We start from the raw sequence: 23,682 nt of genomic DNA on the forward strand, positions 1-23,682 counted from the left end.
AATGCTAACTCGTGTTTTCAATGACGACTATCGGTAAAATAGCATCACGTATTGTTATTTAGCGGTTCTTATATGTCTGAGCAAACTTTCATCCAGGGTCCAGTAGGTAAAATTGAACTTTTCGTTGACCGCCCTGAAGGTGAAATCAAAGGCTTTGCGGTTGTTTGCCATCCGCATCCATTGCAAGGTGGAACCCCTCAACATAAAGTCCCTGCCCTCTTAACCCAAATCTTTAATGAATATGGCTGTATTGTTTATCGCCCTAGTTTCCGTGGCTTAGGCGGCAGTGAAGGTATTCATGATGAAGGTCATGGCGAAACCGAAGATATTTTAGCCGTAATTGAACATGTTCGTAAGCTACATGAAGGCTTGCCATTTTATGCAGGCGGCTTTAGCTTCGGCTCACATGTTTTGGCAAAATGCTTTGCACAGCTTAATCCTGAATTACGACCTGTACAGTTAATTTTGTGTGGTTTACCAACGGCTACCGTAGTGGGTTTGCGCCACTATAAAACTCCAGAAATTCAAGGTGATATTCTACTCATTCATGGTGAGCAAGATGACATTACCTTGCTTTCAGATGCAATTGCATGGGCAAAACCACAAAAGCACCCTATTACGATTTTACCGGGCGCTAACCACTTCTTTACAGGCTATTTAAAACAGCTTCGCCAAATCATTACACGCTTTATTATTATGAAATAAGCAGTAGTTTGATGGACATAGATTGAGTCTATGTCCATCATTTCATAAGCCCTGTAACTACTAAAAACTATTCCAACTTAATCCAAAACGGGCCAAATATTTTTTCACTCGATCACTATCGTTCGTTGTATTACGTTGTTGACGAGACACCGAAAAGAGTTGTCTTCCCACCTCTGCCATTGATTTTGAATTTTCACAAACTTTAAGTACCCCACGTAATTGAATCTGGTCAAACTCATCTATTTGCTCTAGTTGTTCAGAACTCAAATAGTTCAATAGAATGTCTGCGTCTCTATTTCCATCATTGCAAGATGCGGTCTGAATAAGCCAAAGTTGCTTTAACCGTTGAATTTCTTTTTCTACAGTTTCACGGCGAATTAACTCACCTTGCGATAAAGTTGCTAAACGAGTCACGCTTGCGGCTAAATCTCTAAAATTTCCTTGCCATGATGCATCTGCTGATTTAGCAAATTTTAAATACATTTCTAAAGCATCACGTTGAAAACGTAATTGTCTTTGATGAATTGCTGCAAAACGTTGTAGCTCAAATTCAATGTTGGGAGCAATATCTTCTATACGGTCTTTTAAATTTGGTAAAAAGAATGTCCATGTATTCAAACGGGCCCATAAATCTTCACGAAAACGACCTGCCTGAACTTCATTACGTAAATCACGGTTAGTACCCGCAATCAGCTGAAAATCTGCCTGAATTTCCTTATCACTTCCAACTGGAAAGAAGCTTTTGTCTTCAAGCGCTTTAAGAAGCATTGCTTGTTCATCAAGCCCTAACTCACCAATTTCATCTAAAAACAAAATGCCTTGGTCAGCACTTTTTAGTAGACCAGCACGAGAAGCTGCTGCTCCTGTGAATGCACCTTTTATATGACCAAATAAAGTGGACATGGCACTATCACCGCGTAAAGTCGCACAGTTAACATCAATAAAACGACCGCTTAATTGAAATTTATCTTTCTTTAACTGAAAAATCTGTTTTGCCAAATGAGACTTACCAACACCTGTTGCACCCATAATTAAAATAGGCGCACTAGAGCGGGTTGCAACTAATTCAACCTCCTCAATAAGCTGATTAAACGCTTTATTATGAGTAGAAATATTTTCTTTAAGTTGTTGCCAATTTTGCTTTAGTTCATCATCGAATCGCTGTTTTAAAACATCGTATCGAGATAAATCCAGATCAATAATTCTATATTCACCTTCTGGGGTCTTTTGTTGATTAGGTGAACTCTGAATAAGTTGAGCTGGCAAATAATGTGCATCGACTAATAAATACCAACAAATTTGGGCAACATGTGTTCCCGTAGTGATATGCAATAAATAGTTATTTTTTTCGACATCAAACGGATATGTTTTTACAAAATCATAAAGTGCCCCATACACCTCTGCAAAATCCCAAGGATCTTTAATACTGACTTTATGTCCAGAAATCTGTGTTTGTGGAGAAATTTCTTTCGCGTCTGCTGCTATAGATTTAACTAAATTATGATGCTGTCGATCATGTAACAACACCAATTCATCTACAAGCAAATCTTCATGCATTAACAGGCTAATTGTAGGACGCCAACGCTGCCAGCGATCTGGCCTTCTTCCCTGATCAAGTGTAGAACCGACAAAGCCAATAACGACTGTTTTCTTTGCATCCGCCATAATTTCTATAAAATTTTATAAGTGTCTATAATATACAATACGCATTTGACCAAAAAATTCCAAGAATATGCTTCATTTTACTTTTTTAGGCACATCTTCAGGTGTACCCACCCTGACACGTAATGTTTCAGGATTAGCAGTTCGCAATAACAAGAATAAGGACTGGGTTTTAATTGATGCAGGCGAAGGGACACAACACCGCATTCAACAAGCCAAACTTTCCTTACAAAACCTAGTTGCCATTTGTATTACACACGTTCACGGCGACCATTGTTATGGTCTAGTTGGTTTACTTGCAAGTGCAGGCATGAATGCCCGCAGCAAACCATTAATCGTGATTGCACCAAAAGAAATTCAGCAATGGTTTGAAATCACCGCCCAACTTACAGATTTATATTTGCCCTATTCACTCCAATTTATTGATGTGAATGAAGTAATAAAGCCACAACAGATCACTGATGAATTCATTGTTCAAGCACACCCACTAAGCCATCGTGTTCCAAGTTTTGCTTTTAGCATTTACATCAAATCGATTCAGAAGAAGTTAGATACCCAAGCTCTAACTCAGCTTGGCGTACCTCAAGGTGATATGTGGGGCTATTTAAAACGAGGCTACAATGTTGAATTTGAGGGACAAACTTTAAAAGCTCAAGACTTTATCAAAATACAAAATCAACAAGTTCATGCAATTATAGGTGGTGATAATGACCAACCTGAACTATTAGCTAATGCTTGCAAAGATGCTCAACTACTTATTCACGAATCAACTTACTTGCAAACGGTTTTAGATAAAGTCGGCAAAGGTCCAATGCATAGCTCAGCAAAAATGGTGGCTGAATTTGCAGAACAGCAATCTTTGAGTAATTTAATTCTGACGCATTTTAGCCCACGACACCAGGATAAAGCTGGACAGCACGCTATTGCTGAAGAAGTTCGCCAGTTTTATAAAGGTCATTTTTATTTAGCAAATGATTTTGATGAGTTTACTTTAAACGAAGCTGGACAGCTTTTAAAAGTCGATAAAAATCGTAAAGCCCATTAATAACATATATCTAAAAATATATTTAAATATCTTTTTAGATATATGTTAAACGTTAAAATCTCCAATAAAAATTAAACACACAGAGAAACCAATTATTTTTACATATTAATTTCAATAATTTAATTTAAAGTTAAGTGCTTTTTAAAAAAGTTGGCACACTCAGTGCAATAGTATAAAGCACACAACATCATTGGGATATTGTGAATAACACCTGCCTGCAAACGCTTGGCAGGCAGGCTTTGAAAGGAAAAGAAAATGTCTGTCGTTGAAGAAATTAACCAACAAGCTCAGTTTGAACAAAAGCCGCAAGAACGTGCTTACCAAGTTCTGCAAAATGAAAAAACTATGCCAGTCAAAATGTGGACTAAAGGCGTGCTTGTTGATGACAACTCAAAACAACAATTATTGCAAACTGCTCAAATGCCTTTTATTTATAAATGGATGGCTGTAATGCCAGATGTACACTTCGGTTTAGGCGCAACTATTGGTAGTGTGATTCCAACCAAAGGGGCAATTATTCCTGCTGCTGTGGGTGTAGATATTGGGTGTGGAATGATGGCAACCCGTACAAGTTTAACTGCTTCAGATTTACCAGATAACTTACATGCTCTACGTACTGAACTAGAACGTTTAATCCCACATGGAATGACTAAACGCGGACGCGATCGTGGTTCATGGGAAACTCCACCAGAAATGGTAGATCAAGCTTGGGCTGATTTGGTTGCAGATTTTGAATACATTTGTGCCAAACATCCACGTTTAAAAAACACCAATAACCGCAAGCATTTGGGAACTTTAGGTACAGGAAACCACTTTGTCGAAATCTGTTTAGATGAGCATGATCATGTGTGGATTATGTTGCATTCAGGTTCTCGTGGTGTAGGAAATGCTATCGGTAATCATTTTATTGAAATTGCACGTAAAGACATGCAGAAACATTTCATTAACTTACCAAATAAAGATTTAGCATATTTAGTCGAAGGAACTGAACACTTTGATGATTACTGGTTTGCTGTAGGTTGGGCTCAGCGCTTTGCCATGAAGAACCGAGAAATCATGATGCAATCTGCGATTAAAGCCTTGGCTACGATTGTACCAAAGCCTTTTCAAGCACGTTTGGAAGCAGTGAACTGTCACCATAACTATGTGGAAAAGGAAGAACACTACGGTGAAGAAGTGATGGTCACCCGTAAAGGTGCTGTCCGTGCACGTCTAGGTGAATATGGAATTATTCCAGGTTCAATGGGTGCGAAATCATTTATTGTACGTGGACTTGGAAATCAGGAATCTTTCTGTTCATGTTCGCATGGTGCAGGCCGTGTTATGAGCCGTACTGAAGCAAAACGACGCTTTACTGTTGAAGATCAAATTGCACAAACTGAAGGTGTGGAATGCCGTAAAGATGCCGCTGTCATTGATGAAATTCCTTCTGCATATAAGCCTATTGAAGATGTAATGAAAGCTCAAAGTGATTTGGTTGAGGTGGTTTATACATTAAGACAAGTGGTGTGTGTTAAGGGTTAAATATGGAAAAAGGTTGTTTAAATATTCGAAGCTATAGAATCAGGGCAACTGAAGAAAAGCATCTGATTCTGCCTGAACAACCCTATTACATCCTTTTGGTTGTGGAAACCGATCAAATTCTGCCTAAATGGCGTAATTGGATTTGTGAGCAGATTGTCTATTCCAAACTCTGTATTCAAGCGATGGTTACAGGATATGAGTGTTCTGTTTGGCATGATGTCCTAGATGAAACATATCTAGTTCTTTATAACTATCAACCACCAGCCGATCATTGCTTTATGACAACTTGGCATGAAGATGAAACTTTAGAAGACATTACTGAATGTGCAAAAACTACTATGCAATTAGAAGATATTTCGAACTTAGTGATTGTGCATATTGAATAAAAGGTAAATAAAATGAAACTCGCAGAAGCACTTTTACTTCGAAGCGATCAACAAAAAAAGCTCGCTTCGTTAAAACAACGAATCAATGCGAATGTATTGGTACAAGATGGTGATGAACCCAGCGAAGATCCAAATGAACTGATCAAACAGATATTTGCTTTAACTCAGGAAAGCAATCAATTGATTTGTCGTATTCATTTGACCAATGCACAAGCAAAACTGGAAGATGGTAAAGTATTGTTGTCCCTATTAAGCTTGCGTGATAGTTATGCTGAACAGCATAAGATTTTAATAGATGCGATTGCCAACACACATCGAGAACCTGATCGTTATAGCTCACGTGAAATTAAGTGGAAGAAAGTCATTCCTGTTTCTAGCTTACAAAAGCAAGCTGATGATATCAGTGCGAAACTCCGTGACTTAAACGTAAAAATTCAGGCTGCTAATTGGCAAATTGATCTAATCGATTAAACAATAGATTTTGTGAAATCATTTTCACAACCAAAGTTTGGGCATACTGGGCGAGCACAAGATCCTGCGTTACTCCGATCTGAGGGATTGAAAATAATTCAGGCGGCTATGGCAGCATGTGAGCCGTGCATCGATATTCACTTATCAGGCTCAGCACTATGCACCTTGTAAACCTTTGCCGAAAGCAAAGTTACACATTACTTCGCATTACCATGTACTGACAGTATGTTCAATTAAATGAAAAATAAGGAAAATAGAAGTGAATAAAGTTTTGGCAAATATGCCAACAACCATTCAAATTGATGGCTCACAAGGTGAAGGTGGTGGACAGATTTTAAGAACTGCCCTTGCCCTTTCAATGATTACAGGCCAGCCGTTTGAATTAATTAATATACGCGCGGGACGTAAAAAACCAGGTTTAATGCGTCAACATTTGGTTTGTGTACAGGCATCTCAACAAATTAGCCAAGCTTATGTAGAGGGTGCTGAATTACATAGCCAACGTTTATATTTCGTACCCCAGCATGTTCAAAGTGGTAAATATCAATTTCAAATCGGTTCAGCAGGTAGTACAACACTGGTTTTACAAACGCTTCTACCTGTTTTGTTATTACAAAATGAAGCCTCTGAGCTTATCATTTCAGGGGGTACACATAACCCGCTTGTACCAACAGCAGATTTTATTGAACACTGCTTTTTACCTGCTCTAACGAAGATTGGAATTAACGTAGATTTTAAATTAAATAAAGCTGGCTTCTTTCCAATTGGTGCGGGTGAAATTCAAATTACCGTTCAGCCATGGCAACATCGAAACAGCTTAAATTTATTAGATCGTGGTGCTTTGCAATGCAATGAAGCTTTTGCAGCAATATTAAATCTTTCAGAAGAAGCACAAATTGCACAACGTGAATTAACTACATTAAGTAAAAAGCTAAATTTAAGCTCTCAGCAGCAATTTCATTTAAATGGAATTAGCCAAGGCAATACAGTGTATGTGAAAGTTACTCATCAATATCACACTCAACTATTTACAGCTTTAGGTGAAATGCGAAAAAGTGCAGAACAAATTGCCAATCATTTGGCTGAACAAGTGAAGCAATATATGGAAACTAATGCTGCTGTGGATGAGTATTTAGCAGATCAGTTGTTATTGCCGTTAGCCTTGGGTCAAGGTGGTGAGTTCACCGCACAATGTATTAGCGAGCATACGCGTACTCAAGCAGCTATGATTGAAAAATTTATTGATTGTGAAATCGAGTTTGTCGAGTTAAGTCCAGATCATTTTCATGTAAAGGTCAACGTTTAAGAAGCTCACTAATGAGCTTCTTATTTCTAAAAAATTACTCTACAAATGCCAAAGCCATCACCAACAACTTCCAGCAATTATCTACAGTATCAACTTTTACTCGCTCACCCGGTGCATGTGCACCTTGTATATCCGGCCCAAATGAAACCATCTGTAAATCTGGATAGTGCTCGGCAATAATCCCGCACTCCAAGCCTGCATGAATCACTTTAAGATTTGGCTCAATATTAAATGCCTTTTGATAGGCTTGCTGTAAGCACTTTAAAGCAGCCGAATCTGGATTTGGCGTCCACCCCGAAACCAACGGCGTGAGTGTAGAAGCGATATTAAATTGACTAAAATGCGCCTGAATTTTCTTTGCAAAATCTTCAGCTTCTTGGTTCACCATTGAGCGGACCATTAAGACAGCTTTTCCACCCTCTCGATTTAATTTTACAACCCCAATATTATTTGAAGTCTCAACCACATCTGGAAGAGCTTGACTCATACTTGCAACGCCGTATGGGCTTGTTGCCAAAGCTTGTAGCCATTCGCCTTGCTGTTGCTGAGTAATCACTTCAGTCACGTCAGCGCTATTCGGTTGAATAGTTAATTGTAGATTGTCATCAATACCCTGTAGCTGTTTTTTCCATGTCGTTTGATATTCAGCAAGTAATTTTTCTAGTTCAGGTAACTGGCTAGGTGAAAATGCAATGGTTGCGACTGCTTCTCGAGGTAAAGCATTACGAGCTGAACCACCACTAAACTCAACAAGTCTTCCACCAAACTTTGCTAAATACTCATTTAAAAAGCGAGCTAAAATAACGTTGGCATTACCACGTCCTAAATGAATATCTACACCAGAATGACCACCTTTGAGGCCAGCAACCTGAATGTTTACAATGGTCAAGTTTTCAGGGATTTTTTCATAATTAAGTGGCTGCTCAACTTCAACATCAATACTACCAGCACATCCGAGATATAACTCGCCCCACTCTTCTGTATCAATATTGAATAACCATTTGCCTTTTAGCACACCTGCCTGTAAAAGCCGCGCACCACTCATGCCTGCTTCTTCATCAACTGTTAAAAGAACTTCAATAGGGCCATGAGCAATATCATTTGAATCTAATACAGCTAAAGCTAAGGCTACCCCAATGCCATTGTCTGCACCCAAAGTGGTGTCTTTGGCAATTAACCAGCCATCCTCAAGTATTGGGCGAATCGGGTCTTTAAAGAAGTCATGTACTGTGCCAGTGTTGGCTTGTGTAACCATATCTAAATGCCCCTGAAGAATAACTCCAGACACATGTTCTTTACCCGCAGTCGCATTTTTACGAATAATCAAATTACCGACTTCATCTACATAAGTTTCTAGATTCCGACTTTCAGCCCAGTTTTTTAAAAACTTACGCAGTTGCTGTTCATGCTTTGATGGACGAGGAATAATGCAAAGTGTTTGAAAATGCTGCCAAACGACTTGAGGAGATAATGCTGCAATATCAACTTGTGTCATGAAAACCACACTCTAATTATGTAAATATCGTAATAATTTCAATATACACAACGCATTAAAGATAGGTAGAGATTTGAGTAAAGATTTTGTATTTTTATATTTAATTTAAACAGAAAGTACGACTTTTCTAAAAGCCGTACTTCATGAAAAAGTTTTAAGAATCGCTTTATTTAATTTTTCCATTCAAATGCTGAAAAGCTTTGATCGGCTTTCAAACTATTTTCAACAGCCTGAGCGAGCTGACGAATAATGCTTTGTGTTTCAATCTTCTCAAACCAGTCTTGTTCTTCATCTGGGTTGGCAGAGATTTCACACATCAAATGCCCATCATGGTCTGTTTTTTGGCAAGTAATAGACAAAGGTAAAAGATGATTATCAATACTCACTTCTACTTTTTCATGTTCATGCACAATATGTTGCGCATCAAAACCATAATGCCCCAATTGTTTAAATAATAAAGCCGCTACATATTCTTGGGTGATATGGCATTCATTTGGTGGATGATCAAGCACCCCATGTTGTGGGCAACTGGCAATAAATTGTAATTTTTTCATCCTTTGTCCTAACACTATTATCATTATCTGCGCTTAGCATAAGCAATAAACAAACAGCAGCCAAGCCTTTAGCCTGCTGCTGCCGTTGCTATTGTGTTAGCAATTATAAAATGTGTTAGGTAAAAAGTTATTGGCTAACTTCGATCGTTAAGCCTGCACGATTCGCCAACTCAGTAAAAGTTGGGAAGCTGGTAGCAACTGTTTCCGTACCCTGAATCGTAATCGGACCAGAATTACGAAGGCCTGCCATACTAAAACTCATGGCAATACGGTGGTCATGATGTGATTCAACTTCACCACCAGTAAAAATTGGTGACCAATCGCCAGACTTACCCTTACCTTCAATAATGATGCCATCTTCAGTTGGTGTGCAGTCAATACCCATGATTTTTAAGCCATCTGCCATGACCTGAATGCGGTCAGACTCTTTCACGCGAAGCTCTGCTGCGCCAGTTAATACGGTCTGTCCTTCTGCACAAGCTGCTGCAATAAATAAAGCTGGGAATTCATCAATTGCTAAAGGCACTTGGTCTTCTGGCATATGAATGCCTTTAAGTGTACGTGAGCCTTTAATATGAATATCAGCAATAGGTTCTCCACCAGCAATACGCTCATTTTCAACAGTTAGGTCAGCACCCATCTGTTTTAAAATTTCGATTACGCCAGTACGCGTTGGGTTAATACCTACAGCTTCAAGCACAACGTCGGCGCCTTCAGTAATTGCCGCACCCACCATAAAGAAAGCAGCAGATGAAATATCAGATGGTACTTGAATGTCAGTGCCCACTAATTTACCGCCACCAACAAGGGAAATTTTGTTGCCTTCAGTCTTAACATCATAACCAAATGCACGAAGCATGCGTTCAGTATGATCACGTGTTGGCTCTGGTTCAGTTACCGAAGTTTCACCTTCAGCCCATAAGCCAGCAAGTAAAATACCAGACTTTACTTGAGCAGATGCCATAGGTAAATCGTATTGAATACCTTTTAATTGCTGAGCACCAGTAATGCTTACAGGTGGTGTACCTTTTTCACCTGTAGTCTGAATTTGTGCGCCCATTAAACGCAATGGCTTAGCAATACGCTCCATTGGACGTTTAGAAAGTGAAGCATCACCTGTCATGACTGAATCAAATTTCTGTGCAGATAACATGCCTGAAAGCAAACGCATGCTTGTACCAGAGTTACCCATATACAATGCACTTGCAGGTGCTTTTAAACCATGCATGCCTACACCATGAATGGTCACTTCACCATTTTTAGGGCCTTCAATGCTTACACCCATATCACGGAAAGCTTGCAAAGTTGCTAACGCGTCTTCACCTTCAAGGAAGCCAGTGACATGGGTAGTGCCTTCGGCAATAGCACCAAACATAATGGAGCGATGTGACACAGATTTGTCACCCGGTACGGTAAATTTACCTTTAAAAGTTTTATTTCCCGGTAAGATACTGAATTGCTGTGTCACCTTATTTTTCTCCATTAAAGGTTTTTTGGCTAACATATGATTGAAATGCTGACGTGCTGCCTGAGCATGGCCAAGCAAACCCATTAATGCATGAGAGTCTTCGTTTTCAATCAATTTTCTAAGTACAGTAAGCTGCTTTTCGAAGCCATCTACAGCATTTAATATCGCTGTTTTATTGGCAAAGAAAATGTCATGCCACATTTGGGGATCACTGGCAGCAATCCGCGAAAAGTCACGAAAACCACCTGCTGCATAGCGGAAGATATCAAGATTATCTTCACGGTTTGCAAGTTGCTCGACCAGATTAAATGCCATTAAATGTGGTAGATGACTCGTATGTGCCAGCACTTCATCATGCTTGGCAACATCCATACAAATGACTTCAGCTTTTGCTGCCGACCAAAGTTGAATCAGTTTATCAACAGCCCATTCTGCACTTGTTGATAACGGCGTTAAAATCACTTTATGATTTGCAAATAAGTCAACTTTACCCGCGTGAACGCCTGTATGTTCACTACCCGCAATAGGATGCCCTGGCACAAAACCTTCTGGTAAATCTTCACCAAATACAGCTTTTGCTGCATCAACGACATTACCTTTTGTACTTCCCACATCGGTTAAAATTGTGGTTGCTGACAAATAAGGTTTAATTTGCTCAAGCACTTTTTGCGTAGCACGCACTGGCAAGGCTAAAACGACTAAATCTGCCCCTTTCACGGCTTCAACTGGATCAGAAAATCCTTCATGTATTAAACCAAGTGATTTTGCATCTTCTAAAGTTTTATGTGAGCGTGTAGATGCAACAATAGTTGTCGCCAACTTTTCTGCAACAATAACACGAGCTAAACTCGACCCGATGAGTCCTAAACCAATAAATGCAACTTTTTTAAATAGGGGTTGTGACATAACTTCAACTTTGCTTTTGCTCAAAGATATTTAAACCATTAAGCAATTTGTTTTTAAGCATAATGACATGCTTATCTTAATGCATGTCATTATTCCAACATAAGTGATTACAGAACAGCAGCAGGATAAGAACCTAAAATACGAATCTCTTTCACCATTGGGCGAATATCATTAATCGCAGCAGCAACATTCTCTTGTTCGATATGACCTTCCAAATCGATAAAGAATACATAGGCCCATTTTTCAGGTAATGCTGGACGAGTCTCAATACTTGTTAAGCTAATATTATGTTTTGCAAATGGTGCTAAAATTTCTAATAAAGCACCCGCACGGTCATGCGCTGAAATCAATAATGATGTTTTATCATTGCCACTTTGTGGAATTTTTTCACGACCAATCACTAAGAAACGTGTGGTATTTTCCGGATTATCTTCAATATTGCTATGTAAGATTTCAAGGTTATACATGCCTGCTGCAATATCAGATGCAATCGCTGCCGAATGCCATTCATTACGAATACGACGTGCAGCTTCTGCATTTGAGTTTAAAGCAACGCGCTCAACACCCGGATAATGTGCATCTAACCATTGGCGACATTGAGCCAAAGTTTGTTGATGCGCATAAATCTGCTTAATACTGTCTTTACGTGTATTTTCAGAGACTAGGAATTGATGATGAATACGTAATTCAACTTCACCAATCACGTTTAAATTCGATGTTTTAAAGCAATCTAAGGTATGGTTTACAACACCTTCAGATGAGTTTTCAACTGGAACTACACCGTAATGTGCACTACCCGCTTCCACTTCACGGAAGACTTCATCAATTGTTGGAAGTGGGCGTACAACCGCATCTTTACCAAAATGCTTAAGCACAGCAGATTGAGTAAAAGTACCTTCTGGCCCTAAAAACGCAATACTTTGCGGAGCTTCTAAAGCAAGGCAAGCAGACATAATTTCACGGAACAAACGCGCCATAGTTACATCAGACAAAGGACCTTGATTGCGCTCCATGACTTTACGTAAGACCTGTGCTTCACGTTCAGGACGATAAAACAAAGGATTCTCTTCGGAAGCAAATTTAGCTTTCGCAACTGCTTCAGCAAGGCTTGCGCGTCGATTTAATAATTCTTGAATCTGTTGATCCACGCTATCAATATCTTCGCGAATTTGTTCTAAACTAAGAGAAGTCGTTTTGTTTTGATCATCGTTGATCATTGGAATGCAGCCTCAGCAAAATCATCTTTTAAACGAGAGTATAACAATAGTCTGCTTTGATTTGTTAGGCAATATGGCTGTATTGGCTTTTTTCATTAAACCGTCTTGGTCGGATTCCTCAGATCGCTTTATTTGATAATGATTTTCATTTATCATTTGCATAATAAATTTTATTCTTGTTTATTATGCATAACTCATTTTTCTTTTTATCTTGCAGTTTTCTTTTGAGCTCATTAGTAAGTGGCTCTGTTTTGGCTCAAACTTCTACACAAAATCAATCAAAAATCGTTTTTCAAAACAATCAGGCACAATTTCAAATTAAATCTAAAAATACAGGTCATGATTATTTTATCCAAATTTATAAACCACCCGTCGCCCCACCCCAACATGGTTATCCCGTACTTTATATATTAGATGGCAATGCAACCTTTCCAAGTGCAGTCAATATCGCTCAATCTATTGGGGCAGGTTCTACAAAATTAGGTTTAGACCCGCTCATGATCGTTGCGGTCGGTTACCCCAAACAAAAAACTTTTGATGTACAAAAACGTGCTTATGACTATACCCCTAAATCTTCTGCTGAATTTCAAAAGCAAGGCAGATATAAGTATGGTGGTGCGGACCAGTTCATCACATTTTTAAACGATGAGCTCAAACCGGAAATCGCCAAACAGTTTCCAATTAATAACCAACAGCAAAGTATTTATGGCCACTCATTTGGAGGCTTGTTTGTTCTTTATCATTTTTTTCAAAAACCTAAAGCATTTCAACGTTACATCGCAGCCAGCCCTTCCCTCTGGTTTGATCAAGGCATACTATTTCAAAAATTAAACCATTGGCAAAGTCAAAAACAAAGTAATTCTCCGATGCTTTTGACTACAGTCGGCACTCATGAGCAAGGAGGACCTCGTACTCAATCTGATCATAACTTTAACGAAAAAGATTTCTTTAAAGCTTTGGAAAATCGCCGCTCAGCCCAATTTGCTTATTGGCATTTTTATAATCCTGCTGAACAACATATTACCAATTTGTATGCGAGTTTGCCGAAAGCACTTATGTTTGCTGCATGCCAAAATTTAGAAAACTGCAAATCTTTATTTGATGAGCCTACAGAACAAACAACTAAATAAAAACCCACTTAAATTTAAAGAGGAGCATTTCACTCCTCTTAAAGACAAAGCTCTCAATCGAGAGATTAGTTATACTGTCTGAAGATGTCATAACAACAGTAAAATAGAATGAATAAAATTATTGTTTTAGGTCTACTGAGTTTAATTAGTGTCAGTCTAACGGCTTGTGGTGGCTGTCCCCTCATCGCGGGGTGCAATGGTACTGATCCGTCCCCGTACTATATGACGACTGCCAGCAATCAAGTTCGTGGTATTCCAATCCCACCCCAAACCAAGCTGACCTACCAATCGCAACATTTCAGGCAGAAATTTGAGCAAACACATGCCTTAAAAGAGAAAAATTTAACAGCTATCGCGTTACCAGAAAATACGGCAATCGTTTGGGGAGGCATGCCAGTAGACATGTTCATACAGTTTTATAATCCCGAAATGAAAGGATTTTCAGTCTATCCTGCGAAAGGATTTAAAACAGAATTATCAAATGAGTTTTTACGTTTATGGAAAAGTTGTGAAAGTGATTTAAACATTAACCTAAAGGATCCTAATGACTGGTCATTTAATCCTAAAAATATGGAAATAACTGGTTGTGGTGTCGTCTTTCAAAAACGCAGTGAGTATACCGAAGACTCATTTCGTCAAGATGAAGCCGATGAGTTTTTAAAAAAGATGAATCATGCATTACAGCAATTACCGAAACAACAAGACTACCCTGTCATTCAACAGAAGACCAAATAGTTAAAAATAAAACAGCCTGTTCTAGGACAGGCTGTTTTTACTCTGCTTAATTAGGCTTTGCCAATTAATCCACGCGCTACGATTTCTTTCATAATTTCATTTGTACCACCGTAAATACGCTGAATACGGGCATCTACAAAGAAACGTGAAATTGGATATTCGGTCATATAACCATAACCACCAAAAAGCTGAAGCAAGTTATCTGCAACCTTCATTTGCATATCACTACTGAAACTTTTCAATGCTGCAGCCGTTTCTACATCTAGTTTACCTTCTTGATATAGAGCAATATTTCTTTCATAAAAAGCTGCTGTAGCAAGTTCATCAATTTTCGCTTGCGCCAAAACAAAACGCGTATTTTGGAATTGTGAAATAGGTTGACCAAATGCTTGGCGTTCTTTTACATAAGCCGTTGTCAAATCAATTGCACCGCGGATTGCACCAATTGCAGTGGATGCAATTGCAGTACGTTCACGTGGTAATTCTTGCATTAAATAAGCAAAACCTTGCCCAGCTTGACCAAGTAACTGGTTTTTAGGCACTTTCACATTATCAAAAAACAGCTCAGATGTGTCTTGAGAATGCAGGCCGATTTTGTCGAGGTTGGTTCCTTTTTTAAAGCCTTCTAAGTGAGTATCTGCCAATAATAAAGATACGCCTTTAGCACGGGCTTGAGGATCTGTTTTTACCGCAAGAACAACAAGGTCAGCATGTTGGCCATTTGAAATAAATGTTTTTGAACCATTTAATACATAATGATCATCTTGCAAGATGGCGCTAGTACGCATTGATTGTAAATCCGAACCTGCTCCTGGTTCAGTCATACCAATTGCACCAACAACTTCACCTGTTACCATTTTCGGTAACCAATATTGTTTTTGCTCTTCTGTCCCGATGTGTAAAATATAGGGTGCAGCAATTTCAGAGTGGCAAGAAATGGCTGTTGATAATGCACAAAAACCGGCACGTGCAGACTCTTCAACCAACATTAATGAATAGTATGTCGGAACCCCATAACCACCGTATTCTTCAGGGACATCCACACATAAATAGCCATTTTCGCCCAATTGGTTCCAAACAGAACGAGGCATAATGCCTTCACGTTCCCATTGGTCGTAGTGTGGTGCAATATGCTCACTCATAAAACGTTTAAAATTATCACGGAATAATTCTAAATCTGCATCGTATGCCAACATAATATTTTCCTTCAGCTTTATTGTTTTATCGAATCTCGTTGTTGTGCATGCTAATCATTTTTCAAGCAACTGTCATGGCATAGCTGCTCATTAAAACTGTACTTTTCAGTCAGCCAATAAAAAAGGAAGCCATAGCTTCCTTTTTTATATAGGTTTATTCGAATTAATCTAGACCTTCAGCGACTTGAGGAGTTTTTTGTTCCATCATTTTTCTGTCGACTTCATCCGGATTGTTTAAAGCTTCATTCAGCTTATCTTTATCTAAAGCACCCACCCATTTAGCAACAACAATCGTTGCTAAAGAGTTACCGACAAGGTTGGTTAAAGCACGTGCTTCTGACATGAAACGATCAATACCTAAAATCAATGCTAAACCTGCAACTGGAATATGTCCAACAGCAGACAAAGTTGCTGCCATAACAATAAAGCCAGAGCCAGTTACACCCGCCGCCCCCTTAGATGAGATTAAGAGTACCAATAACAAAGTGATCTGATGTTGAATATCAAGCTGAGTATTCGTTGCTTGAGCAATAAAGATTGCAGCCATAGTCAAATAGATTGACGTTCCATCAAGGTTAAATGAATAACCTGTTGGAATAACTAAACCGACTACAGATTTTTCACAACCTGCAATTTCGAGTTTACGCAACATACGCGGCAAAACAGATTCAGAAGAAGATGTACCAAGTACAATTAATAACTCTTCACGAATCATGCGAATCATCTTGAGGATACTAAATCCACTAATACGGCTGATTGTACCCAAGATCAAGAAGATAAAGAGTAAACACGTAATATAGAAGCAAATAATGAGTTGCCCTAATTGTACGAGTGAACCAACACCATATTTACCAATGGTGAATGCCATTGCGCCAAATGCGCCAATCGGTGCCAGTTTCATGACCATGTTCACGATGTTAAAGAACACATGTGCAACTTGATCAATAAATTTTAAAACTGGACGTCCTGCATCACCTAATTTATGTAAAGCAAAACCAAAGAGAATTGCAAAAAGAAGGACTTGTAAGATTTCACCATTTGCAAATGCACCAACCACCGTATCAGGGATGATATGCATTAAGAAATCAATGGTAGATTGTGACTCACCAGAACTGACGTATTTTTGAATGCCCGAAGTATCCAAAGTAGTAGGGTCAACATTCATCCCTACACCCGGTTTAGCGATGTTAATTACAACAAGGCCAATTAGAAGTGCAATTGTTGAAACAACTTCAAAGTATAACAAGGCAACGCCGCCAGTTTTTCCGACTGACTTCATGCTTTCCATGCCAGCAATACCGCTCACCACGGTACAGAAAATAACGGGTGCGATGATCATCTTGATCAAACGAATAAAGGCATCACCTAATGGCTTGAGTTTTTCACCTAAACCTGGAATATGCTGTTCGACACCATTGACAATTTGCGTTGAGCTTGGGGAAAAATGCCCTACCAAGATACCCGCAATAATCGCAATAATCACTTGAAAATAAAGTGATTTATAAATCGGTTTTTTAGCCATAACTTTACTTCAATCTATATTTCCAAGTCCGTTGGAAATACCAAAATGAAACGTCTATTCTTTACGAATACACAGCCCTAACCTTTCACATGAACACCGCAAAAGGGAAACGGTTCTTTGTAAACAAAAAACCTTCCTACTACCTCAATGAAAACAAAAAAGCTGTTTTCTAAAACAGGAGAATACCTGAAGTTCCTAACCACTTTGAGTAGTTAGAAATAACCTCTTACTTTTTAATAAAAAGCTGAAGATATAGGAGAATCACAGAAAATTATGATATGAGTGCTCAAAAAAGCACGAGAAAGTGTACTCGAATTAAATAATGATTCGATTAAATTTTTGGCTAATACGCGCAAAAAACACTCATGTGGCCCTAAGACTTTAGTATAAGAAACACTTTTGATATTTTTTCGACAGTTTTTTATGTCATATTGATTAAATACTTGTGGACATTTCATTTTGAGCTGCCTGCATCCCATCATTTTTATTGTTTTTGAACTACGATGAATACTAAACGTAATATCTATAAAGATGCTGAACACCCCTTCGCTCAATATGTCCGTATTTTAGGTAAAGGAAAAAGTGGTTCACGCTCTTTAAGCTATGAAGAAGCGTATCAAGCGTTTACCATGATTTTAAAAGGTGAAGTGCTTGATGTGCAGTTAGGCGCTTTTTTAATGCTGCTTCGGGTTAAAGAAGAATCTATTGATGAACTCGCAGGATTTGTTCAAGCGACTAGAGACCAGCTTAATTTCCAGCCTTTAGAAGTTGATTTAGACTGGTCATCTTATGCAGGTAAACGTAAACATTATCCTTGGTTCTTATTAGCGGCCCTCACCCTTGCTCAACACGGTTATAAAATTGTTATGCACGGTGCATCAGGCCATACCCTTAACCGCGTCTATACCGAGCAGGTTTTAGAATATCTTGGTTATCCAATTTGTCATTCAGAACAAGAAGTGCGTACTCAGTTAGCAGAGCAAAATTTCGCTTACTTACCTTTAGACGTGATTTCACCTGTTTTAAGTGAACTGATTTCTTTAAGAAATGTGATGGGATTACGCTCGCCTATTCATACTTTAGCCCGCTTAATAAATCCTTTTAATGCAAAAGCCACCTTACAAGCTATATTCCATCCAGCTTATAGAACTTCCCATCAACATAGTGCACTGCGCTTAGGCTATCAAAATAGTGCAGTCATTAAGGGTGAAGGCGGTGAATTTGAGCGAAATCCAGATGCAAAAACACTCATTTGTGGTATTAAAAATGGTGAACTCTATGAACATGAGTTACCAAAGCTCACACCTGAACGTAGTCCAACTGAAGAAGAATTAGATTTAGCAACTTTTAAAGCAGTATGGTTAGGTCAGCAGCACCATGAATACGGTGAAATGGCAGTAACAGAAACCATCGGAATTGCACTATATACCATGGGAGTTGTTACTAGTTTTGAAGAGGCGATGCAGAAAGCAAAAGTGTTATGGAATAGTCGTTTCTAATATATGAATGACCAAGGTTATATCGGATAGCCTTGGTTTTAAGGTTCAATATAATAAAAATCTGGCCAAAATGGATATTCCTGACCTGAAGAATGAATATTTCTTAGTTTCAAGTGATCACCTATTTTGATTGTAATCTTATTAGAATCGTAGGAACCCGAAAGATAAGCATCTCGTTGTTGACCAATAAGTGTCTTACAATATAAATGATGCGCTTTGATCTTTTGGGAGCTTCGTATTGTTTGCGACTCCAGCACCTGAATCCCAATCAATAACATGGGATAACCGTCGTTCTTTATACTTGTATATTTAGCTTGAGGTGAAGTGTATTTCCGACTCGCAACAACCTTCACGTTGAGTAAACATTCAATCGGCTGTTTGGCTAATGCAGCACCACTAAACAATATTAGAAATAATAGTACGTAAATAGGTTTTAAACGTTTCATAGGATTCTTTATTATATTTTGATAAACATAAAAAAGCCCAGTAATCACTGAGCTTCTTAAATTAAACAAAACGAATTGGTTTAAACTCAGGTTCATGCTTGTGATGATCATCATCACACTCTTCACCTTCTTCTTTCGTACCACGGTCAATATAGCCGCTACGCTGTTCTTCTGGTAAGTTTTTCAACTCCCAAGCAATGACAGCTTGCATACAAGTCTCACGCTGCTCTTTTGTTAAAACAACGCCATTTGGCCATTTACCAATTTCTACTGCTGTTTTTAAACGCTCTACAATTTCAGGGTTTAAAACAGATAGCATTTGTTCAATATTCATGATTCATCTCTTTGAAAAGATTCAAAATCTTGGTTCCAACCAAGTTTGGTACGGCAGGCCATATAGAAATCATAACCTGGTGGATGCAATAAACTTAGTTTAAATGGATGTTTACGGATGTGTAAACTATCTCCGACATTCAGCGATATACTATGTTGTCCATCAGCACTCACCATCGGTAACACCCGATTTTCGCGAATAACGATTTTAATTTCACTCTGACCACCGACTACGATGGGACGTGATGACAATGTATGGGGATGCATTGGAACTAATGCAATCGCATCCATACTTGGATGTAAAATTGGTCCACCACCTGACAACGCATAAGCCGTTGATCCTGTTGGAGTAGAAACAATTAAACCATCACTATGCTGACGATAAACATATTGACCATCAATGTTGAGTTCAAAGTCAATCATATGGACGGACTTACCTGAATGCAAAACAACATCATTTAAAGCGATTGCATCATAAATAACTTCGCCATTTGTTCGTACTTCCATTTCAAGTAAGAAACGGCGATCAAGTTGAAAATGCCCTTGAAGCACTTGGTCAAGTTTAAAAATGGCTTCTGAAGGTTTGATATCAGTTAAAAAACCCAATCGCCCACGGTTAATGCCAATAACAGGAGTATTATAACGGACCAATGCTCTCGCTGCATGGAGTAGAGAACCATCGCCTCCAACCACAATAACTAAATCAGCAACTTCACCTAATAGATGACGGCTTACTATCTGTGCATGATCATAAGGCACTAATTCGGCTGTTTCCTGATCAAAAATGGGGTTCAAACCTAAGTTCAATAAATGATCATGAATTAAACATAGTGTTTCTACAACTGATGATTTATCTGGTCGACCGATTAACCCGACGTTTCTGAAGGACTTATGTGAAATTTGCACGAATGAGTAAGCTCCGCTGCGATACTCGGCTATAATAACATTAACCCGATTAATTTAAAAAAACATAACTACAAGATGCTGTAAAATTCAATCTAACTTTTCCAATTATTCACAGTTTTATCATTGCAAATTGATGACAAGCTATCGCATCATTACAGGCATTGTTAGGGTTTTATCTCATTTTTATGAAGTTTGAACGTGGTATCGGTTTCTTTGCACTAATATTTTCCATTTTGGTCATTGGTGCTTTTATTGCTCTTAGTATCTATCTGATTCGTTTAGATAATATTATCCGTGAAAAATTTGAAGGACAGCGGTGGGATATTCCTGCCAAAGTGTTTGCACGACCTTTGGAAATTTATAATAACGCGCCTATTTCTCAAGCAAATTTCACTCAAGAATTAAAGTTATTGGGTTACAAAACTTCAAGTAATTATGACAAGTCTGGAAGCTATGTTGCTCAAGGCAGCAATATGTATATCCACACACGGGGTTTTGACTACGGTGATAGCGTTGAACCAGAACAAGTCTTAGAGTTAAGTTTTGCAAATGATCAAGTTGTTGAAGTTCGAAGCACTAAACCCTCTTCAACCGGCGTTGCACGCTTAGAACCGCTACTCATTGGAGGAATTTATCCTCAACACAATGAAGACCGTGTACTCATTAAACTGGATAATGTCCCTAAACCACTCATTGAAGCTTTAATTTCTACAGAAGACCGTAATTTTTATCATCATCATGGTATTTCAATTCGCGGTACAGCTCGTGCATTGGTCAGTAATGTCACTGGTGGAAAACGTCAAGGTGGCTCAACCCTGACTCAACAATTAGTTAAAAACTTCTATCTCACCCCTGAACGCACACTAAAACGTAAAGTCAATGAAGCATTAATGGCTTTACTCATCGAACTGCATTACAGCAAAGATGAAATTTTAGAGGCGTATTTAAATGAAGTGAATCTGGGCCAAAATGGTAGCTATTCAATTAATGGTTATGGTTTGGCTTCACAATTTTATTTTGGTTTACCGTTACGTGAACTCAGTGTCGCACAACAAGCTTATTTAGTTGGACTCGTTCAAGGCCCTTCTTTATATAACCCTTGGAAAAACCCTGAAGGTGCAAAAAAACGCCGCGATACCGTGTTAAATAACATGCGTGTGATGGGTTATTTAACTCAAGCCGAATATGAAGATGAAATTGCACGTCCTTTAAATGTGTTAAGTAAACCAAGTTTAGGCCCTGCAAAATTCCCAGACTTTTTAGATATTGTACGTCGTCAATTACGTACAGAGTATCAAGAAAGTGATTTAACCAATCAGGGATTACGTATTTTTACGACCTTAGATCCAATTACTCAAACTCAAGTTCAAAATGCGTTTAAAGCTTCAGTAGATCGCTTAGCCAACAGCAACCCAGCACGTTTGAAAAATCTACAAGGTGCTGTACTGATTGCACATCCTGAAAACGGTGAGTTAGTTGCAGCGGTTGGTTCTACACAAGACTTTACTGGTTTTAACCGTGCTTTAGATGCGAAACGTCAAGTCGGTTCTTTATTGAAACCTGTGATTTATTTAAGTGCTATTGAATCTGGACGTTATAACTGGGCAAGCCAAATTGAAGATGCACCAATCAGTGTTCCTGTAGATGGTGGTAAAAGCTGGACTCCTAAAAACTATAGTGGTGGTGGACATGGTGTAGTCAGTCTGAGTGAAGCATTAGCAAATTCATATAACTTATCTGCTGTACGCATGGGTCAAGAGTTTGGTTTATCTACTTTTACTAATAATTTAAGAAAATTTGGTGTTGAATCAACGATTCCTGCCTACCCTTCTATTTTCCTTGGGGCAGTCAATATGTCACCAATGGAAGTACTTGGAATTTATGAAAACTTCGCTACAGGTGGTTTTAAATATCCAACTCGTGCGATTCGATCTGTCGTAGACGCGAATGGTCGTCTGCTTGACCGTTATGGCCTTAATGTTCAACAAACGATTGATCCTTCTGTCGGCTATATCATGAATTATGGCCTACAACAGGTGATGTCTTCGGGTACTGGTCGTGCAGCTTATAACAGCTTATCTCCAGCTTTAAAATTGGCAGGTAAATCAGGTACGACTAACGATACACGTGACTCATGGTTTGCGGGTTACTCAGGTAATCACGTTGCTGTAGTTTGGTTAGGTTTAGATGACAACAAAGTGACTGGTTTAACAGGTTCATCTGGTGCATTGCCAGTATGGATTAATGTGATGAAGCAATTACGTCAAACTCCTGTGAATATACGTCAACCAGACTCTGTACAGTGGCAATGGATTGACCGTGCATCTGGTGATTTATCAGCACAGGCTTGTGATGGTGCTATGTATATTCCGATGTTAACGCATACGGTTCCGCACCGTGCTACGCCATGTGGAGCACCTTATTATCAAGTTGATCCAACATATACGCCACAAAGTGATAACACAATTCCTGACTCTCAAGATGATAATACCGACAGTTATATTCGTGAAAGTGAAAGCCAGATGGAACAAGATCTGTCAAATAACTCACGTGTGATTTCAAGTGGTAGTTATAACAACTAAGCGTTAACAGGAAAGTAGGATATGTTGAAGAAAGGTGTTTTTTATATTGGTGCTGTACTTATGGTCGGCTGTACAACTTTGCCTGATCAATCTGGCTCCAAAGACAAAGCACCTGCTCCACCAGCGAAAAAGAGCACGGAAACTCCATCGGGTGTAAAGATTACGCCTTATGATCATCCGGAAATTCACCGCAAGAACTTGCAGGTTATTGTTCCTCAGCAGAAAAAGCCGCAACGCTTTAATGATGATGGAAGCCAATTACCTGCATTTAAAGTCTTAATGCAGAAAACCCAACAGGCTTACAAAAATCAGCAATGGTCAGAAGCTGAGCGCTATGCGCTTCAAGCACAGCGTTTAGCTCCTCAAGCCGCAGAAACATATCTATTTCTTGCCCTTACGGCAAATCATAAACAGCAATATTCTAATGCCGAATCTCTAGCGCGACGTGGTTTAAGTTTTGCTCAAAGTCAGGCCATGAAAAAGCAACTTTGGTTGATCATCTTAAAAGCTGGACAACAACGCAATAATCAAAAAACTGTTCAAGAAGCGCAACAAGCATTAAAAGCCCTCTAGCTTTTAATGCTTTTCTATTTT

21 protein-coding genes are annotated in these 23,682 nt (G+C 38.8%); 11 read left to right on the forward strand and 10 right to left on the reverse strand.

The genetic code is table 11. The annotated features are described in order from the left end of the window. Positions 1-72: 72 nt before the first annotated feature. Positions 73-705: an alpha/beta hydrolase gene (locus tag RMB03_RS11225; protein ID WP_004643457.1), complete on the forward strand. Its 633-nt coding sequence runs from the start codon at positions 73-75 to the stop codon at positions 703-705. 60 nt (positions 706-765) lie between these two features. On the opposite strand, the gene rtcR is transcribed toward RMB03_RS11225, so the two are convergent. After that, entirely contained in the window at positions 766-2,370 is a 1,605-nt protein-coding gene (gene rtcR, locus RMB03_RS11230) for an RNA repair transcriptional activator RtcR (RefSeq protein WP_311076172.1), read from the reverse strand. Between the two features lie 67 nt (positions 2,371-2,437). Between rtcR and RMB03_RS11235 the strand changes: the two genes are divergently transcribed. From RMB03_RS11235 to rtcA, 5 genes are all read left to right on the forward strand, one after another. Continuing rightward, positions 2,438-3,412: a ribonuclease Z gene (locus tag RMB03_RS11235; RefSeq protein ID WP_311076174.1), complete on the forward strand. Its 975-nt coding sequence runs from the start codon at positions 2,438-2,440 to the stop codon at positions 3,410-3,412. A 255-nt stretch (positions 3,413-3,667) separates the two neighbouring features. Continuing rightward, entirely contained in the window at positions 3,668-4,936 is a 1,269-nt protein-coding gene (locus RMB03_RS11240) for an RtcB family protein (protein WP_311076176.1), read from the forward strand. A gap of 2 nt (positions 4,937-4,938) precedes the next feature. Continuing rightward, positions 4,939-5,322, forward strand: a complete 384-nt coding sequence (locus RMB03_RS11245; protein ID WP_311076177.1) for a hypothetical protein — start codon at positions 4,939-4,941, stop codon at positions 5,320-5,322. Positions 5,323-5,334: 12 nt separating this feature from the next. Further along, positions 5,335-5,793: a DIP1984 family protein gene (locus tag RMB03_RS11250; protein WP_068933431.1), complete on the forward strand. Its 459-nt coding sequence runs from the start codon at positions 5,335-5,337 to the stop codon at positions 5,791-5,793. A gap of 259 nt (positions 5,794-6,052) precedes the next feature. Then, the gene (gene rtcA, locus RMB03_RS11255; protein ID WP_311076180.1) at positions 6,053-7,099 is read left to right on the forward strand and encodes an RNA 3'-terminal phosphate cyclase; all 1,047 of its coding nucleotides are present in this window, start codon (positions 6,053-6,055) and stop codon (positions 7,097-7,099) included. A 34-nt stretch (positions 7,100-7,133) separates the two neighbouring features. Here the strand turns inward: rtcA and RMB03_RS11260 are convergent, their stop codons facing one another. The 4 genes from RMB03_RS11260 to pheA form a co-directional block, all read right to left on the reverse strand. Then, a complete protein-coding gene (locus tag RMB03_RS11260; RefSeq protein WP_311076182.1) occupies positions 7,134-8,594 on the reverse strand; it encodes an aminoacyl-histidine dipeptidase in 1,461 nt (486 codons plus the stop codon). A gap of 170 nt (positions 8,595-8,764) precedes the next feature. Next, complete coding sequence (locus RMB03_RS11265) at positions 8,765-9,148, reverse strand: hypothetical protein (protein WP_004643460.1); 384 nt, start codon at positions 9,146-9,148, stop codon at positions 8,765-8,767. A gap of 127 nt (positions 9,149-9,275) precedes the next feature. After that, entirely contained in the window at positions 9,276-11,522 is a 2,247-nt protein-coding gene (locus RMB03_RS11270) for a bifunctional prephenate dehydrogenase/3-phosphoshikimate 1-carboxyvinyltransferase (RefSeq protein WP_281834854.1), read from the reverse strand. Between the two features lie 107 nt (positions 11,523-11,629). Continuing rightward, positions 11,630-12,739, reverse strand: a complete 1,110-nt coding sequence (pheA, locus tag RMB03_RS11275; protein WP_003650703.1) for a prephenate dehydratase — start codon at positions 12,737-12,739, stop codon at positions 11,630-11,632. Positions 12,740-12,924: 185 nt separating this feature from the next. Between pheA and RMB03_RS11280 the strand changes: the two genes are divergently transcribed. Further along, the gene (locus RMB03_RS11280) at positions 12,925-13,869 is read left to right on the forward strand and encodes an alpha/beta hydrolase-fold protein (RefSeq protein ID WP_311076186.1); all 945 of its coding nucleotides are present in this window, start codon (positions 12,925-12,927) and stop codon (positions 13,867-13,869) included. A 108-nt stretch (positions 13,870-13,977) separates the two neighbouring features. Then, positions 13,978-14,604 (forward strand): hypothetical protein, encoded by a 627-nt coding sequence (locus tag RMB03_RS11285; RefSeq protein WP_311076188.1) that lies wholly within the window; start codon positions 13,978-13,980, stop codon positions 14,602-14,604. Between the two features lie 50 nt (positions 14,605-14,654). Here RMB03_RS11285 and RMB03_RS11290 read toward each other — a convergent pair whose 3' ends face one another. Both RMB03_RS11290 and RMB03_RS11295 read right to left on the reverse strand, forming a co-directional pair. Next, the gene (locus tag RMB03_RS11290) at positions 14,655-15,800 is read right to left on the reverse strand and encodes an acyl-CoA dehydrogenase family protein (protein WP_056481145.1); all 1,146 of its coding nucleotides are present in this window, start codon (positions 15,798-15,800) and stop codon (positions 14,655-14,657) included. 163 nt (positions 15,801-15,963) lie between these two features. Next, entirely contained in the window at positions 15,964-17,322 is a 1,359-nt protein-coding gene (locus RMB03_RS11295) for a dicarboxylate/amino acid:cation symporter (RefSeq protein WP_056481146.1), read from the reverse strand. Positions 17,323-17,825: 503 nt separating this feature from the next. Between RMB03_RS11295 and RMB03_RS11300 the strand changes: the two genes are divergently transcribed. Further along, positions 17,826-18,821, forward strand: a complete 996-nt coding sequence (locus RMB03_RS11300; protein ID WP_017391973.1) for a glycosyl transferase family protein — start codon at positions 17,826-17,828, stop codon at positions 18,819-18,821. A 38-nt stretch (positions 18,822-18,859) separates the two neighbouring features. Here RMB03_RS11300 and RMB03_RS11305 read toward each other — a convergent pair whose 3' ends face one another. The 3 genes from RMB03_RS11305 to RMB03_RS11315 all read right to left on the reverse strand — a co-directional run bounded on the left by RMB03_RS11305 (position 18,860) and on the right by RMB03_RS11315 (position 20,506). Next, positions 18,860-19,267, reverse strand: coding sequence for a hypothetical protein (locus tag RMB03_RS11305; RefSeq protein WP_003650692.1), 408 nt, complete (start codon positions 19,265-19,267; stop codon positions 18,860-18,862). Positions 19,268-19,328: 61 nt separating this feature from the next. Further along, the gene (locus tag RMB03_RS11310) at positions 19,329-19,601 is read right to left on the reverse strand and encodes a YeaC family protein (RefSeq protein ID WP_004643467.1); all 273 of its coding nucleotides are present in this window, start codon (positions 19,599-19,601) and stop codon (positions 19,329-19,331) included. Then, positions 19,598-20,506 (reverse strand): NAD(+) kinase, encoded by a 909-nt coding sequence (locus tag RMB03_RS11315; protein WP_003650688.1) that lies wholly within the window; start codon positions 20,504-20,506, stop codon positions 19,598-19,600. The genes RMB03_RS11310 and RMB03_RS11315 overlap by 4 nt, the downstream gene beginning before the upstream one ends. Positions 20,507-20,691: 185 nt before the next feature. Here RMB03_RS11315 and mrcB point away from each other — a divergent pair, with 185 nt between their 5' ends. Further along, a complete protein-coding gene (mrcB, locus tag RMB03_RS11320) occupies positions 20,692-23,088 on the forward strand; it encodes a penicillin-binding protein 1B (RefSeq protein ID WP_311076192.1) in 2,397 nt (798 codons plus the stop codon). Between the two features lie 21 nt (positions 23,089-23,109). Next, positions 23,110-23,661: a tetratricopeptide repeat protein gene (locus RMB03_RS11325; RefSeq protein ID WP_311076194.1), complete on the forward strand. Its 552-nt coding sequence runs from the start codon at positions 23,110-23,112 to the stop codon at positions 23,659-23,661. Positions 23,662-23,682: the final 21 nt, after the last annotated feature.

The sequence above is a fragment of the Acinetobacter sp. V91_7 genome (assembly GCF_031799075.1).
Taxonomy (GTDB): domain Bacteria; phylum Pseudomonadota; class Gammaproteobacteria; order Pseudomonadales; family Moraxellaceae; genus Acinetobacter; species Acinetobacter calcoaceticus.

Bases quoted from the DNA above. Each gene is read 5' to 3' on its own strand.
- RMB03_RS11225 (WP_004643457.1), top strand. From the start codon at position 73: ATGTCTGAGCAAACTTTCATCCAGGGTCCAGTAGGTAAAATTGAACTT.
- rtcR (WP_311076172.1), bottom strand. From the start codon at position 2,370: ATGGCGGATGCAAAGAAAACAGTCGTTATTGGCTTTGTCGGTTCTACA.
- RMB03_RS11235 (WP_311076174.1), top strand. From the start codon at position 2,438: ATGCTTCATTTTACTTTTTTAGGCACATCTTCAGGTGTACCCACCCTG.
- RMB03_RS11240 (WP_311076176.1), top strand. From the start codon at position 3,668: ATGTCTGTCGTTGAAGAAATTAACCAACAAGCTCAGTTTGAACAAAAG.
- RMB03_RS11245 (WP_311076177.1), top strand. From the start codon at position 4,939: ATGGAAAAAGGTTGTTTAAATATTCGAAGCTATAGAATCAGGGCAACT.
- RMB03_RS11250 (WP_068933431.1), top strand. From the start codon at position 5,335: ATGAAACTCGCAGAAGCACTTTTACTTCGAAGCGATCAACAAAAAAAG.
- RMB03_RS11260 (WP_311076182.1), bottom strand. From the start codon at position 8,594: ATGACACAAGTTGATATTGCAGCATTATCTCCTCAAGTCGTTTGGCAG.
- RMB03_RS11265 (WP_004643460.1), bottom strand. From the start codon at position 9,148: ATGAAAAAATTACAATTTATTGCCAGTTGCCCACAACATGGGGTGCTT.
- RMB03_RS11270 (WP_281834854.1), bottom strand. From the start codon at position 11,522: ATGTCACAACCCCTATTTAAAAAAGTTGCATTTATTGGTTTAGGACTC.
- pheA (WP_003650703.1), bottom strand. From the start codon at position 12,739: ATGATCAACGATGATCAAAACAAAACGACTTCTCTTAGTTTAGAACAA.
- RMB03_RS11280 (WP_311076186.1), top strand. From the start codon at position 12,925: ATGCATAACTCATTTTTCTTTTTATCTTGCAGTTTTCTTTTGAGCTCA.
- RMB03_RS11285 (WP_311076188.1), top strand. From the start codon at position 13,978: ATGAATAAAATTATTGTTTTAGGTCTACTGAGTTTAATTAGTGTCAGT.
- RMB03_RS11290 (WP_056481145.1), bottom strand. From the start codon at position 15,800: ATGTTGGCATACGATGCAGATTTAGAATTATTCCGTGATAATTTTAAA.
- RMB03_RS11295 (WP_056481146.1), bottom strand. From the start codon at position 17,322: ATGGCTAAAAAACCGATTTATAAATCACTTTATTTTCAAGTGATTATT.
- RMB03_RS11300 (WP_017391973.1), top strand. From the start codon at position 17,826: ATGAATACTAAACGTAATATCTATAAAGATGCTGAACACCCCTTCGCT.
- RMB03_RS11305 (WP_003650692.1), bottom strand. From the start codon at position 19,267: ATGAAACGTTTAAAACCTATTTACGTACTATTATTTCTAATATTGTTT.
- RMB03_RS11310 (WP_004643467.1), bottom strand. From the start codon at position 19,601: ATGAATATTGAACAAATGCTATCTGTTTTAAACCCTGAAATTGTAGAG.
- mrcB (WP_311076192.1), top strand. From the start codon at position 20,692: ATGAAGTTTGAACGTGGTATCGGTTTCTTTGCACTAATATTTTCCATT.
- RMB03_RS11325 (WP_311076194.1), top strand. From the start codon at position 23,110: ATGTTGAAGAAAGGTGTTTTTTATATTGGTGCTGTACTTATGGTCGGC.